Source organism: Enterococcus sp. AZ063, from assembly GCF_051715045.1.
Lineage (GTDB): Bacteria > Bacillota > Bacilli > Lactobacillales > Enterococcaceae > Enterococcus_D > Enterococcus_D casseliflavus.
The window spans coordinates 2,347,851-2,362,938 of sequence record NZ_JBIOTA010000001.1 but is presented as its reverse complement, the minus strand read 5'-3'; the positions used below and the strand labels follow the sequence as shown (position 1 = coordinate 2,362,938).

The window sequence follows — 15,088 nt, the reverse complement described above, 5'->3', positions numbered from 1 at the left end:
AAAGGAATGAGGCGTAATGGTAAATACCCACAAGCGAGGCTTTGCGGCGACCTTTCATCAGAGACATGCTGGATCGATTACTGCATCGCTCATTGAGCAAGTCATCGATTTCTTGCATCAGCACTATGATGCAGTTTGGCTATCCGTATCCGAAGAAACAGTGCCAGAGCTAAAGGAAGCCATTCGATCAAATCAGCAGTGTACTGCCATTTTTATACCAGCAAAAGGAGCAGCGGATGCCCGCAGAAGGCTTGTTTTTGCTGCCCAGCATCACCTGCCAGCTTTGGATTCGCTGCATATTTGTGATTTTGATCGCGTGGTGACGTGGATGAAGACCTATCCAGAAGAACTAGTGGCTATAAGCAAAAAGCCTTTACCTACGAATACGTATTGTATCCTAGGACGAACTGAAAGGGCATTTGCGAGTCATCCGCAAACGTGGCAAAGAACGGAGCGCCTGATCAACGAGATCGCTGCTGACTTCTTTCAAATAGAAGAAGTTGATGTCGCAGCTGGCAGTGCTCTCTTTCCAATCTCCCTGATACCGACCTTGCTGAAAAACAACAACGCGCATTTAAATGATGGGGAATGGCCGCGAAATGTCCAAAGAAGCGCCGGCACAATTGTTTACCAAGCCTGTGATGGCTTGCGCTTTGAGGAGCGCAACAAAGATCCATTTGAGCATGAATCAGCTTTTCAGCTGATGCAGCGGCTGCAGGTTGCTGCTATTATTTCGGAATCATTTTATACAGAAGGGATGTAATTTTTATGTTGATCGCACTTTGGGCACAAGATCAAAAGGGGTTGATCGGAGCGGATGGTACACTGCCGTGGCATTTGCCGAATGATTTGAAATTTTTTAAAGAGCAAACCATCAATAATACGATTATAATGGGGCGCAAAACCTTTGAAGGCATGGGAAAAAGATTACTGCCACAGCGTACGACGATCGTTTTGACGAGTGATCGGGATTATCAAGCCAACGGCGCCTTAGTGATGCATGACCGTGAGAAAATTTTGGCGTATGTGAAGCAGCAAGAGCATCCCGTTTTTTTAACTGGTGGAGCAGGTGTTTTTGAAGCGATGATTGACGATTGTGATCAATTGTACCGTACAGTGATCGCTGCGGAATTTAACGGAGATGTGTATTTCCCAGAGATTGATTGGACGCAATGGAAACTTGATCATGTGATCGATGGGATCGTCGATGAAAAGAACCATTATCCCCATCAATTTGAATTTTATCGTAGAAAATAAAAGAACAGGAAGCTTTCTGCAGCGAAAGTTTCCTGTTCTTTTTTTGTAAGCAGGCTTCATTTTTAGGTATACAACAAGACGGAAAAGTACATCAGTCCAGCACCTAACATAACGAATAAGTGCCAAACCACATGCATGAACCGAACGGATTTTAAACTATAGAATAGCGCACCTACAGTATAAGAAACACCACCGCTTGCTAGTAAAAAGGTTCCCCAGTAGCCTAAATGTTCGATCAGAGGTTTAAAGGCAATAACACATAACCAGCCCATGATGATGTAGATCAGGGTGGAGATTTTTGAGACGGTCTCTTTTTTATGAAGAGTCAGTGACTTATAAACGATGCCGCTAATTGCTAGTAGCCAAATCAAGACAAAGAGTGACCAGCCAAGCCAGCCTTGGATACTAAGCAAGCAAAAAGGTGTATAACTTCCAGCGATCAGCAAGAAAATGGAGGCATGATCAAAGACTTGGAAGACCTTTTTTGCTTTGGTAAAAATCAAACTGTGAAATAAGGTAGAAAAGAGGAAGAGCAAAATCATCATCGACCCATAAATGGCATAGGAAACGATGTGGATAGGTGACCCTAGATTTGCCCCCTTGATTAAGAGGATGACCAGTCCTGCGATACTCAGTCCTAATCCGATCCCGTGGGTTACTGCATTTAATACTTCATTGACGATCAAATATCTGCGACTAAACTTCATGTGCTGCATTCGGCACCGTCCTTTCGAATCGAAATTAGATGAAAAAAAATTTTCTCTCTGTTATACTTAGTATAAATGGTCTGTGGTTATTTTACCACGAAAAAAGACTTGATTTAAAGAGAGAGTGAATATATGATGGCAAATCTTAAAATTGTGACAGATTCTTCCAGTACGATGGAACCAAGTGTCCGTGATGCTTTGGCTATCCATGTCGTGCCTTTATCTGTAATGATCGATGGTGTCGTTTATCCAGATGATGAAACGCTGCCGGGAGAAAAATTTATGCAAATGATGGCGCAAGCCAAAGAATTACCTAAAACTAGTCAGCCGCCGATCGGTCATTTTGTAGAACTGTATGACGAATTAGGCAAAGATGGCAGTGAAATACTATCGATCCATATGACCAAAGGTCTTAGTGGAACTGTGGAAGCGGCTCGTCAAGCCAGTCATTTATCAAAAGCCAAAGTCACCGTGATCGATAGCGACACGACAGACCAAGCGTTGGCTTTTCAAGTGATTCGGGCAGCAGAATTGGCTAAAGCCGGTAAGACACTAGAAGAAGTTTTACCAGAAGTGGATCTGGTGCGTGAGCATACAAAATTATTTATCGGCGTTTCAACGTTAGAAAACTTAGTAAAAGGTGGTCGCATCAGTCGCGCCAAAGGTCTTTTATCGAGCTTATTGAACATGAAAGTGATCATGGATTTTGATCATTCAGAACTGATTCCAGTCGTCAAAGGACGCGGCGTCAAGACGTTCAATAAATGGTTTGAGGAATTAAAAGCAGAATTGAAGAATATGCCAAAAGTGACGAAAATTGGTATTTCTCATGCAGAAGGGTTAGAAATCACGGAACGTTTCCAAAAAGAACTAGCAGAATTGTTTCCTGACTTGGAGATCCCATTGCTTCACACAACACCGATCATCGCCACTCATACAGGTAGAGGTGCGTTTGCGATCACTTACAGTACGGAATAAAAAAGGTGCTTCCTTTCAGCGATTCGTTTGACGACGAATCGCTTTTTGGTGTATGAAAAGCTGAAAGGAAGAAAAAGCAGAATGAAGCTGCGATTCTTTGTCTATTCAGAGAGTAGGGAGCTGTTTTCTTTCTTAAGTTTGAAGGATTGCGACTAGGAATTTTATGAGAATTTTGTTAAAATAGCAAAGATTACAAAGGAGTTTGAATACCTGTGAAATGGAAGAAATTAGTAACTTATTTGATCGTTGTGGGACTGATAGCCGTTGGAACGGGTGTACTGTTTCATTTAGCCGTTCCCAAAGCGCAACCACTGCTGACCCCTGTGGATAAGCTAGCAGCCAATGATTCGAAAAAATCCGCCATTGAATACCTCGCACTTGGGGATTCATTGACAGAGGGGGTTGGGGATGAAACAGCTCGGGGCGGCTTTGTGCCTATTTTGGCAGGAGATCTAGAGGACCGCTATGATCTGAGCAATTTAGTAACCAAAAATTATGGGGTCGCTGGTGAACGAAGCGACCAGATTTTAAAACGAGTCAAAAATGATGAAGACTTGCGCCAAGACCTTAGTCAAGCGGACCTGATTACTTTGACCGTCGGCGGAAATGACGTCTTAAAAGTGATCCAAAGCAATTTCTTCGGTCTGAGTATCGAGACGTTTACGGAACCGATGGCAGAATATAATGAACGCTTAAAAGATTTATTCGCTCAAATCCGTGAACTAAATAGCGATGCCCCAATCTATGTTTTGGGTATTTACAATCCATTTTATCTGAACTTTCCAGAGATCACCGACATGCAGTCGATCATTGATAACTGGAATAAACAGACGGAAACGTTCGTCAATCAGCAAGAAAATGCCTTTTTTATTCCTATCAACGATTTGCTCTATAAAGGGTTAAGTGATGAGGTCGGTATTGCGGATACAGAAGAAGACGCAACTGAGGAAACAACACAAACAACCGACACTGGAAGTTTACCTGAGTCATCGGCGCCAAATGCTGATGAGACACAAAGCAGCACGTCGGCGACTACCGACTCATCGCAAGCTGTCGGGAATAATATCACCAACAATGTTCTGTATGAAGGCGATCGCTTCCATCCCAATAATCTTGGGTATCAACTGATGGCGAATGCCGTTCGCGATGAAGTGATCAAAACACAAAACTATTGGTTGCTAGAGGAGGAAGCAAAATGAAACCAAGCGAATCAAAGAAGCAGCCGGAAAAAACAGCTGCAAGCACTAAAAAATCGATCAACTACTGGAAAATTGCTTTTCTAGTTCTGGTCGGCATCCTTTTGGGGACAACGGTTTTCTTTGCTTCAAGAATTTTTCAGCAGCGAGAAACTGGCTTAAATGAAAGTGCTGAACTTGTTCAACGGGAGGGCAGTCCTGTTCTGACCGTTAACAGCAACAAAAGCCAAGTCAATCAATTGATTGATTTTTATCTATCTGATTTTCAAAAGGATCAAGAGGTAAAATATAATTTTGAGCTGAGAAACGAAGCACTCTTAACAGGCGAGTTTCAAGTATTAGGGTTTCCTATCACGTTTTATCTCTATTTTGATCCTTATGTGACAGAAGAAGGCAATGTCCAATTAAAAGCCAAAAGTTTATCGATTGGCACCTTGGATTTGCCCACCAGTGAAGTAATGAAAATGATCAAACGTAGTTTTAAATTTCCCGAATGGATCGATGTCAATGCCGATGAACAAATTATACTGATACGATTGGATCAATTCCGCATGCAAAACGGATTGTTCATCAAGGCAAACAAAATCAATCTTGTAGATGATGAAATTCAAATGAGCTTATATTTACCAGCTGAAACGGAGGATGAATAATGGAACGAGCAATTTTTGCAGGTGGGTGTTTCTGGTGTATGATCCAGCCCTTTGATGAACTCGAAGGGGTGCATTCGATTTTTTCTGGCTATACCGCAGGACATACCGAAAATCCAACCTATGAAGAAGTCAAAAGCCATCAAACAGGGCATACCGAAGCAGTAGAAATCATTTTCGACCCAGAAAAAATCAGTTTTGAGGAGCTCTTGACGATTTATTGGCAGCAAACAGATCCAACGGATGCTTTTGGCCAATTTGAAGATCGCGGCGACAATTATCGTCCGGTTATCTTCTATTTTAACGATGAGCAACGAAAAAAAGCCGAAGCCAGCAAAGCAGCACTTCAGGCTTCCGGTCGCTTTACCGATCCGATCGTGACTACGATCGAACCAGCGCAACCCTTTTATTTAGCGGAAGAAGAACATCAAGAGTACTACAAAAAGAATCCTGAAAATTTTGCTCGCAATCATGCCCGTCGAGCAACCTTTTTAGAAGATCATTGGGAGCAAGAACATGCGTAAAAGTTTTTATAGCTATTTAATGGCAGTCAAAGGTCCGAGTCATACAGATGAGGCTCAGATCTTTGCCACTCATGCGAGTCATGATATTCAGTTTCCAAAGCACAGTGATGATTATGATGAAGTCTCTTCTTATCTGGAACTAAACGTTGATTATTTGCCATCCATGGATATTTTTGATCGTATCTGGGCAGAGTATCTCGAAAATAACAAATAAAAACGTCCTTCGTTTTGCCTGCACAAATGCTCAGAACGAAGTTGTTTTTTCTCAGAGAGGTGTTGTGAATGAAAAATGTAACGACAAGCCGATATATCGTTTCTCTTGTCTGTGTCGCGATTTTGTCGGGAGGCGGTGTCTACTTATGGCAAACAGCCCAGCAAAATCAGCAGACGACACAACCTGCGACAGAAACGACGACAGAAGCCAGCGGGATGGAGAAAATCCAGTCGTTGTATGACCAGATTCTTGCGAATTATTACCAAGAAGTCGATGAGGATGCATTGATTGAGGGTGCTCTTCAAGGGATGACCGATGCGCTTGACGATCCTTACACGACGTATCTGAACCAATCAGATGCGGATAACTTGGATCAGTCCCTCTCAGGAAGTTTTGAAGGGATCGGTGCTACTTTGTCGATCGTGGAAGACTATCCCGAGGTCGCACAAGCGCCAATCAAAAACACCCCTGCAGAAAAAAGTGGTCTGCGCATGAATGATCGAATCGTCAAAGTTGATGGGGAAGATACGCAAGGACAGGAATTGTCTGAAGTCGTGAGTAAGATTCGAGGGGAAAAAGGCACGCAGGTGACGTTAACGATTCAGCGTGGAGCAGATACCTTTGATGTGGAAATCACTCGGGACGTGATCCCAATCGAAACGGTCCATGGTGAACTGGTTGAAAATGATGATACGATTGGTCGAATTGATATTACCTCCTTTGCCGAAAACACAGCAGCTGAGTTGAAAGAAACGATCACCGAGTTGCGGGAAGACGGTGCGAAGTCGTTTGTTCTTGATCTAAGACAAAATCCTGGTGGATTGCTGGATCAAGTCCAGATCATGGCAAGTATGTTTTTAGAAAACGGCCAAACGATCGTGAAGTTTGCCAACAATCAAGGGGTTGTCAGTGAGACCAAAGCGAGCGAAGCATTGGATGAAGGATTCAAAGTCACAGAGCCAGTCGTTGTTTTAGTCGACGGCGGCAGTGCCTCCGCAGCTGAGATTTTTGCCGCAGCCTTGCAAGAATCAGCGGATATCCCAGTCGTTGGTACGGAAACCTTTGGTAAGGGGACCGTTCAAAATGTGAAGGATTTGGGGGATAATAGTGAATTAAAAATGACGGTCATGAAATGGCTGACACCGAATGAAAATTGGGTCAACGATCAAGGTGTGATGCCAGACTATGAAGAGGATTATCCAGAATATGCGTATTTCCCGCCATTACCTCGTGATAATGCCTTAAAAGCTGGACAATCGTCAACGGCTGTCAACAATCTGAATCAATTTCTTGAAGCGTTAGGGTATGCCACGAGCGGCGATACCTTCAATGACGAGACGACTGCAGCTGTGAAAGCCTTCCAAGAAGCTCATGACCTAAAGGCAACTGGTGAAGTCGATGCCGACACTGCCCAAGCAATTGAAAAAGAAGTAGCAGAAAAACTCAAAGCAGAGGACCCAGCGTACTTAAAAGCACTGTCCTTGCTTTCAGAAAAATAAGTAAGGAATAAATCGGAGAGGAGGTAGATTTGTGAATGCCAAGAAACAGTGGATCGATCGTTTTTGGCTAGTCGTAAAATATGCCTTGATCGCCTTTGCAACAGCCTTCTTGATTCGGGCATTTTTACTGATTCCGGTTCCTGTTGAAGGGAACTCCATGGAAGGAACGTTGCAACAAGGAGATATGGTAGTCATCGAAAAGATTTCACCGATCCAGCGTTTTGATGTCGTTGTTTTCCAGCTGCCAGATGGTTCGACCTATATCAAGCGGGTGATTGGCTTGCCGGGTGAGTCGGTGAAATATGTCAATGATCAGCTTTACATTGATAATGAACCGGTAGATGAAGATTTTCTAGTGAAAAACCGCAGCAACGATCATGAGTCTGCCTCTTATACCAATGATTTTGATTTGGAATCTTTATTAGGCGTGGAGAAATTAGGCAAAGACAGTTATTTTGTCATTGGTGATAATCGACGTGCCTCTAAAGATAGCCGCTCCTTTGGTCCTATATCAGGCGATGCGATTTTAGGCAATGCCCGCTTTGTTTATTATCCACTGACTCATATTCGGCTGATTTAGACTGAGAAAAATAGAATATTCTTAATAAACATCCCCCCTTGGAATCATCTGTTGATTTCAAGGGGGGATTTTGTATAGCAATGATCCTTTTTCAAAAGGATGTGGTTTGTATCGAGAAAAGGGTGGACTTAGGCGCTATTGGCAGTTATTCTTTGTATTTTTTCATTAAAAGCAGCCAAGAGTTTCTGACATAGATTCGTTTCAAAATCACGGTAGCGGCAAAAATCAATGATCGCCGTGTTTTCCTCGGTTGTAAAAGGAGGTAAAAGCTGTGGGGAACTCAGAATATAAAAGTCAAAAGGTTCTTCTGTTGGCAGCGTGATCCGTTCAATTTCAACATAGGGCAACCGTTCACATATATTAAACACTTCCATTGAGACCAAGTAATTGGATACATAGACAAAAGCAACTTTAAGCTTATATTTCTGTTCCTTTTCGATGTAAATGGGGTAAAGCAAACACGCTTGATAAAAAGCAAGATCCGTATAACAGGCTTTTAACCACTCGTAGCCTTTGCGGTTTGCTATTTTACGCCAAAAGCTCTGAATCGTATTTGTCAAAACCGTATGTAATGGGTACTTATCTTTGATTATAGTTGCTTCGAAAAAATTTAAAAGAGGAACTTTTTGCTTGAATATGCAGAACTTCAGCAATGTAAGATATGTATTCATATAAAGAAACGATTGATGGTCGAAATCAAAATCACAGAGAAATTTTTGGCAGTGTGCTTCAAATTCAGCCATCAGTTCCTTTAACTCCGATTTTTCATGCTTGTAACAGTCTTGAACGATCGGAAGGCGCACGTCTGCCGCTGAAGTTAGCATCGGCCAGTAATAAAAAAGGAAAAACAAAGCATTGATCTCAAGAATATCTATCGCTGAATCAATGATTTCAAAAAACGCTGAAAAGAAATCAAGATTTTCACCACTAGGAATAAAGGACTGGTTCGTTAACTGATAAAGATTTGTCGCGTGGCCATTCTTGATACGAAATAGACAGATTTTGCAATGAAGCAAGGCTTCTTTTTTGCCAATCTCATACTTGCTTTTGTACTTCGTTCCTTCGTAAGTCACAAAAAGTTCTTCGATCTCTTGATCAAATGCCCGCGCCAAACTATCTCCTAAAGAAATGTGCCAGATAAAATTAAACAATAAGATGCGAATCACCATCTCCGAACCTGTAAGTGCCATAGCGGACTGATTTAACGTCACGTTGAATTCTTTCAAATGGTCTTGCAGCTTCTTTGTTTGCCGAAAGCAAGTCGAACGACTGATATAGTTTCTTTGGCAAAATGCCAGTAAACTTTCATCTTGATTGGTCAAGATGCTTAACAATAATTTGTAAGAAATACTTTCTTGCGCTAAAAATTGCTGATATTGGTTGTATTCAATCAAATTTTTAGGAAGATTCAGGGTGTTTTTATGTAATGAAAGATTCACTGAGGAGAGGTTTTGCAAGTCGATTTGGATCGAGGAAAGTAAACTTTTCAATCGTGTTGCACTTAAGTGGGTCAGATTTTTCACGAACTCTAGGTTGTATTCACCCGGAGCAATTGATAATAGTTTTCCGTAGAGTCCGATTTTGTCTAACGCTCGGGTATCTAAGAGTATTTTTTCAATCAAATGATCACCTTCTTGTTTTATTAATAACGTATTTATATAACGGTGTAAAGACACGTCTCAAAACTTTTGTTTTTTTTTAGAAAAATTGAGACAAATTTTTCATAGAACTGTCTCATAAAGAACAAAAATAGAAATCGCAGGTGAAAAACAATAGTTTTTTTACATTATTAAATAACATATCGATAATGAATTAACTTTAAAATAACCAGCTTTTTTTCATTATGAATAACTACAGGTGTGCCAATTAGTTCTATTTTTCAGAAAATAAAAAAAAGAGGTGTCTTTTGCTTCTTTCTTGTATGATCAGCTTGTAATTTTTGATTCTTTGAAAGGAGGTCTTTTTATGTTTTTGACAAAGAGACACCACTGGTTCTCATTCATTTTCTGTATGTTAGGGGGGATATTATTTTTCATTTATTCGAGTTTGCAAATAAACGGGACAGCAAGTGCACAAGAAGAAAACACGATCACTATTGCTGAAACGAAGCAAATCAAGCTGACTGGTCACCAAGAGGGCACTCAATTTTCTTTATGCTATCAGCTACCACAAAAAAACAAACAGCAGCGTCTCTGGGTACAACTATACGCGATCGATGAAACGAAGGAACAGTTGTTACTAAAAACAAGCAATGAAGAGATGACTCAAGTCAAGGATGATTCCGCACAGTCTTGGCTTACAACCCAAGATTTCTTGCAAACACCAACGGAACAAGAACTAATCTTTCAGCTGCCTGAAGAAACGAAAAAGCTAAAATTGATGATTCAGATCGAAGAATATGACAAGGAAGGTGAAGAATCGTACAACCTACTGTCTTCGAATGAATCAGTTTTTGAAATCCCACTTGCCACAAATTCTGCTTCTTCAGAAACATCAGAAGTCAATTCTGGCACTGGATCCTCTTCAGAAGCCGTGAGTGAGTCGACCTCGGAGCAAGCGGCGACTGAAAGTTCAAAAGAAGTTTCGAACGAAGAAACGAAGGAAGAGACAAACGAGACAGGAACGGCGACAAGTGCTTCTGAAGAGGAAACGCTCATTGAACCATTTAAACAAGAACGTCTTTATCAAAAAACGACTGTTTCACAAACTTTTGCTTCGATTGAACCAGATTATACGACAGACCAAAGCGGGACGTATCCTGCGGCGAACTGGAAAACTGATGAGAACAGTAACGTCTTAAATCATCAGGGGAACAAGGATGCAGGCGAAACGTGGGACGGCATAACTACATGGAATGGCGATCCAGCAAATTTGACCCATTCATATATTGAATATGGTGGTGTAGGAGACGAAGCAGATTTCGCGCTACGAAAATTTGCCAAAGAGACGAATACCCCAGGACTATTTGATGTCTACCTAAATGTACGAGGGAATGTTCAACGTCAAATTGATCCCATCGATGTCGTGTTGGTAGTGGATTGGTCAGGCAGTATGAATGAGATGGGACGGATCGCAGAAGTGAAAAAAGGCGTGGATCGCTTTTTGAATCAAATTGAAGGAAGCGGCATTCAGGATAGTGTCTACATGGGCTATGTCGGTTATTCCAGTGATGGCAGCAATTATCAAAACAAAACCTGCCAATTAGGAAAATTTTCTGAAGTCAAAGAGACGATCCGATCGATGACGCCAGAAACAGCAGCTGGGGGAACCTTTACACAAAGGGGGCTACGTCAAGCAGGGGATATGCTATCGACGCAAAATGGACATAAGAAAGTCATCGTTTTGCTAACGGATGGCGTTCCTACTTACAGTTATCATGTGTCTAAAGTGCATACCCAGGCAGACGGCAGTTATTATGGAACCGCCTTTTCTCTTACTCAAGACCAGCCGATGAATACATCGTTTCTCTACAATGGCTATTTTGCGTTTGATCAACAGAACAATTATAAATGGATCAACAATACCTTTATCGCCACGATTGGTGAAGCGATGGCGTTAAAAGAACGTGGTATCGAGATTCATGGGTTGGGGATTCAACTGCAAGGAGATCAAACCGCTGGGTATACAAAGGCCGATGTCGAGAAAAAAATGAGACAGATGGTTTCTGCTGATGAAGATGGCCATCTTTATTATGAGTCAGCCAATGAAGCAGCGGATATTGCCGACTATCTCGAGAAAAAAGCCCTTCACATTGCGGCAACAGTCACCGATGGCGAGATTACTGACCCCATTTCGCAGCCATTTGTCTACGAAGAAAATAGCTTGTCCGTCAAAAGTGTCGGGTCTGCTGCTCTAACGGTGCATCCTGACATTTCGATGTCTGACAATACAATCCATGCTTCGGGTCTTTATTTAGGCGAAGGGCAAGAACTGCAAATTCATTATCAAGTGCGGATTCAAACAGAAGCAGCGGATTTTAAACCAGATACTTGGTATCAAATGAATGGCGAAACGGTGTTTTATCCGAATCATCAGTCCGATCAAAAGGCATTGTTTGGTGTGCCATCTGCCAAAGCACCTGGGAAGGAGGTGACGATCAAAAAGCACTGGGAAGAATACGATGGCGATACCTCCAGTCGTCCTGAAACGATCTATTTTGAAATAAGCAGGAGTCCTGTCAGCAATGAGAATAGCTGGCAAACAGGGTATCTCAAACTTACTGAGACCGATGCCCAAGATCAGACAACTTGGGAACGAAGCAAAGTTTACGCGCTTTCTGAAAAGGATGGGACGGAGTACGAAGAAACCCGTTTACTACCGCTGTATAACAATCAAGGAGAAACTTTTGATTATCAAGTCACAAATGAGCGAGCAGTGGCAGGTTATGAAGCGACAAAAGTGGACGCTTATACATGGAAAAACACAAAGGCGTTTGTGCCCTTGGCATTAAACCTGATCAAAAAATCCGCTGTAGGAGAGGTGAAGCTGACAGGTGCCGTTTTTGAATTAACGGGGGCAGGAGAGACAGTGACCCTTGTGGACCAAGGGGATGGAACGTATGAGCTGCCAGCAGATACTGTGTTGCAAAAAGATCAGACCTATCGTTTGGAGGAAGTCACTGCACCGGCGGGACATCATTTGTCTAAGCAGACAGAGTGGCTAATTCATATCGATGCGCAAGGGAATACGACGATCGATGGGCAACCCGTCACAGTGGACGATCATACGATTACGCTGGAGATCACCAATCCGTTTACAGAAATTCCAGTTGCTATTCGAAAATATACGGTACAAAAAGAGCAGCAAGTACTGTTAGCTGGGGCTGTCTTTTCTCTGCAACAAAAAACAGCAGCGGGGGATTATCAAGAAATTGCCTCAGAAACATCGAATGACGTGGGGATGGCTGAATTTACGATCCTTGAGCCGGGCGCTTATCGCATCTCAGAAACAGCTGGTCCGCTTGGATACGATACGATTGCTGGTGATTATGAGTTTGTCGTTGGTTCAGACGGAAAGATCCAGTATCAAGGGGAAAACGTCGCTGCAGATGCCAACTGTTGGACTCTTACCCATGGTAATCAGTTAAAACCTTTTGATTTGGTGGTCAATAAACAGGATGAACTGGGACAAGCGCTTGAGGGAGCCAAATTCCGCTTAAGCGGAAACGGTCAGACGATAGAATTACCAGAATCCCAAGAATCGCTAGCGGTATTTCATTTCCATGATCTAACACCAGGCAGCTATACCTTAGAAGAAATTGTTACGCCTACAGGCTATGCTGGTTTAACAGCACCTGTGAAAATTAGGATTGAAGAGGATGGCAGTGTCTTGATTGACGGAAAATTGCAGCCGAATCTTCTTGTTTCTGGAGAAAAGAACAATCAAATAGAATTGATCGTCACCAATCAAGTAAAAGTGTCTCTTCCTGAAACAGGAGGGAATTGGCATGGGTGGCTGGCGATTCTTTCAGCAGGTCTACTAGTCCTTTTAACAGGTAGCTATCTGTACGTTACGCGCAAAGATAAGCCTTCATTAAAGTAATTTTTCCATTAGCGAATGAAAAACGAAAAAAAAATTAGAAGAGAGGAAAGAACAATGAAAAAGATTTTTAATCATACGAAAATGGTTTGGCTCCTATTTTTACTTTTGCCATTTGTCTTTTTTGGAACAAAAAATCAGCAAGTATCCGCAGAGAGCAATTTGGCACAGGTCCATCTGCATAAAAAGAAAATGGTCAATTTGCCAGGTTCATTGATTCAAAATAGTGGGACTGAGATGGAAGAGTTTGATCAATACCAAGGCTTAGCCGATGTCACTTTTTCGGTCTATGATGTGACCGCAGCATTTTATGAAAAACGATCTGCAGGGGCATCCGTTGAAGAAGCCAAACGTCAAGTCCAAACCTTGACGCCTGGTTCCCCTGTAGCTAGCGGGAAAACAGATGCAGCCGGTGATTTGGTTCTTGAATTGCCGAAAAAACAAGCCGATCGGGATGCAGTTTACACCATTGTAGAAGACCCTAAAGACGGTGTTACCACTGCTGAGAACATGGTGATCGCCTTTCCTGTGTACGAAATGATCCAACAAGCAGACGGGTCGTATGCTTACGGGGGAGAAGAATTAGACACGATTCATCTTTATCCTAAAAATACTGTCACAAATGAAGGAACGCTCCTTGTGAATAAACGAGGAACGGGGGAAAACGAACCACTGAATGATGCGGAATTTGTTATCTCAAAGCAAGAAGGAAACCAACAGACCAAGAAATATATTTTAAGTGCAGCCGATGGACTTTATACGTGGACGACTGACAAACAAGCAGCGTACCGCTTTTTAACAGGTAAACAATATGCTGCTGGAGAAACGACCATCGATGTTGAAGAAAACCAAAAAGGACAGTTAAAAGTTGAGCAGTTAGAAGCAGGCACCTATCAATTAGAAGAAACGAAAGCCCCAAGTCAAGCCGCCTTGATCGAACAAGAAACCATCAAGGATTTTTCGATCGCAGCAGGCAATGACGTCACGGTTGAGCTAACAGTCAAGAATGACACGACAAATGTTACCAAAACAACACCACAATTAGACGGCAAAGACGTGGAAATCGGCGAAAGAATCCAATATCACCTAACGGTCAATATCCCATTAGGTATCCAAGACAAAGTAGGAGCAGAAAACAAATACAAACAGTTCCAATTGATCGATGCGCACGATCCAGCGTTGACTTTTGAAAATACAGCAGAGGGAGAAACTGGCTATGCGTTGTATGATGGAGAAAAGAAAATCGATTCAACGAACTATCAAGTAACGGAAAAAGAGCATGGCTTTACGTTAACCATCAATCCAGAATTTGTGCCGCAATTAACGCCGGGAAATCAATTGCGCTTTGTGTATTATATGTATTTAAATGAACAGGCTATGCCTATCAATGGCTTTACGAATGAAGCAAATGTAGAAACGGATTTCATGACGGATCAAACGCCCCCAAGCGTGGAAGTTTTGACAGGGGGCAAACGCTTCTTAAAAGTCGATGGGGCTGTGACCGCTACCGAAGCATTGGCAGATGCAGTTTTTGTTGTACGAGATCAAGACCGTGATGATGCCAACTACTTGAAAATCGAAGAGGGAACCAAACAGGTATCTTGGGTGCAAACAGCGGATGAAGCGACGAAATTTACCACAGGTACAGATGGATTGGTTGATATCATCGGGTTGAAATTTGGCACGTACTATTTGGAAGAAGTAAAAGCACCGAAAAATTACGTGCTGCTAACAAATCGCATCGCTTTTGAAGTGCATGAAACGTCTTATGGAACGAAAGAGCAATTGGGAGAGCCCGAAAAAGTTCCTAACCGCCGCAAAGGAACCTTACCAGCAACTGGTGGTGTCGGCACGTATTTAATGGGCGCAATCGGAGTGATGATCGTTGGTTTAGCAGGGGGTTATTTTGTAAAACGGAAAGGGTAAGTAAATGAGATGAAAAAGCACG

General features: G+C 42.2%; 13 protein-coding genes. 11 read left to right on the top strand and 2 right to left on the bottom strand.

What is annotated here, in order from left to right; genetic code table 11:
- Positions 1-16 precede the first annotated feature (16 nt).
- Together IGK61_RS10870 and IGK61_RS10865 are read left to right on the top strand one after the other, a co-directional pair.
- Positions 17-763 (top strand): hypothetical protein, encoded by a 747-nt coding sequence (locus IGK61_RS10870; protein ID WP_074535137.1) that lies wholly within the window; start codon positions 17-19, stop codon positions 761-763.
- A 5-nt stretch (positions 764-768) separates the two neighbouring features.
- Positions 769-1,257 (top strand): dihydrofolate reductase, encoded by a 489-nt coding sequence (locus IGK61_RS10865; RefSeq protein ID WP_074535138.1) that lies wholly within the window; start codon positions 769-771, stop codon positions 1,255-1,257.
- Positions 1,258-1,319: 62 nt separating this feature from the next.
- Here the strand turns inward: IGK61_RS10865 and trhA are convergent, their stop codons facing one another.
- Positions 1,320-1,973 (bottom strand): PAQR family membrane homeostasis protein TrhA, encoded by a 654-nt coding sequence (trhA, locus tag IGK61_RS10860; RefSeq protein WP_005229593.1) that lies wholly within the window; start codon positions 1,971-1,973, stop codon positions 1,320-1,322.
- A gap of 126 nt (positions 1,974-2,099) precedes the next feature.
- On the opposite strand from trhA, the gene IGK61_RS10855 reads away from it, so the two are divergent.
- The 7 genes from IGK61_RS10855 to lepB all read left to right on the top strand — a co-directional run bounded on the left by IGK61_RS10855 (position 2,100) and on the right by lepB (position 7,602).
- Positions 2,100-2,942 (top strand): DegV family protein, encoded by an 843-nt coding sequence (locus IGK61_RS10855; RefSeq protein WP_026008095.1) that lies wholly within the window; start codon positions 2,100-2,102, stop codon positions 2,940-2,942.
- 212 nt (positions 2,943-3,154) lie between these two features.
- Entirely contained in the window at positions 3,155-4,141 is a 987-nt protein-coding gene (locus tag IGK61_RS10850) for an SGNH/GDSL hydrolase family protein (protein WP_074535139.1), read from the top strand.
- Positions 4,138-4,788: a YpmS family protein gene (locus IGK61_RS10845; protein WP_016610785.1), complete on the top strand. Its 651-nt coding sequence runs from the start codon at positions 4,138-4,140 to the stop codon at positions 4,786-4,788. Before IGK61_RS10850 ends, IGK61_RS10845 begins: the two co-directional genes overlap by 4 nt.
- On the top strand, positions 4,788-5,309 hold the full coding sequence (msrA, locus tag IGK61_RS10840) for a peptide-methionine (S)-S-oxide reductase MsrA (RefSeq protein WP_074535140.1): 522 nt from the start codon (positions 4,788-4,790) through the stop codon (positions 5,307-5,309). The genes IGK61_RS10845 and msrA overlap by 1 nt, the downstream gene beginning before the upstream one ends.
- Positions 5,302-5,523: a YozE family protein gene (locus IGK61_RS10835; RefSeq protein ID WP_005229600.1), complete on the top strand. Its 222-nt coding sequence runs from the start codon at positions 5,302-5,304 to the stop codon at positions 5,521-5,523. Before msrA ends, IGK61_RS10835 begins: the two co-directional genes overlap by 8 nt.
- 68 nt (positions 5,524-5,591) lie before the next feature.
- Positions 5,592-7,022 carry a S41 family peptidase gene (locus IGK61_RS10830; RefSeq protein WP_060792211.1) on the top strand — a complete coding sequence of 477 codons (1,431 nt, stop codon included), beginning with the start codon at positions 5,592-5,594 and terminating at the stop codon, positions 7,020-7,022.
- Between the two features lie 31 nt (positions 7,023-7,053).
- A complete protein-coding gene (lepB, locus tag IGK61_RS10825) occupies positions 7,054-7,602 on the top strand; it encodes a signal peptidase I (protein WP_074535141.1) in 549 nt (182 codons plus the stop codon).
- Between the two features lie 128 nt (positions 7,603-7,730).
- Here the strand turns inward: lepB and IGK61_RS10820 are convergent, their stop codons facing one another.
- Complete coding sequence (locus IGK61_RS10820) at positions 7,731-9,224, bottom strand: helix-turn-helix domain-containing protein (RefSeq protein WP_074535142.1); 1,494 nt, start codon at positions 9,222-9,224, stop codon at positions 7,731-7,733.
- Positions 9,225-9,567: 343 nt separating this feature from the next.
- Here IGK61_RS10820 and IGK61_RS10815 point away from each other — a divergent pair, with 343 nt between their 5' ends.
- Both IGK61_RS10815 and IGK61_RS10810 read left to right on the top strand, forming a co-directional pair.
- Positions 9,568-13,143 (top strand): SpaA isopeptide-forming pilin-related protein, encoded by a 3,576-nt coding sequence (locus IGK61_RS10815; RefSeq protein ID WP_074535143.1) that lies wholly within the window; start codon positions 9,568-9,570, stop codon positions 13,141-13,143.
- 54 nt (positions 13,144-13,197) lie between these two features.
- Positions 13,198-15,066 carry a SpaH/EbpB family LPXTG-anchored major pilin gene (locus IGK61_RS10810; protein WP_074535144.1) on the top strand — a complete coding sequence of 623 codons (1,869 nt, stop codon included), beginning with the start codon at positions 13,198-13,200 and terminating at the stop codon, positions 15,064-15,066.
- Positions 15,067-15,088 lie beyond the last annotated feature (22 nt).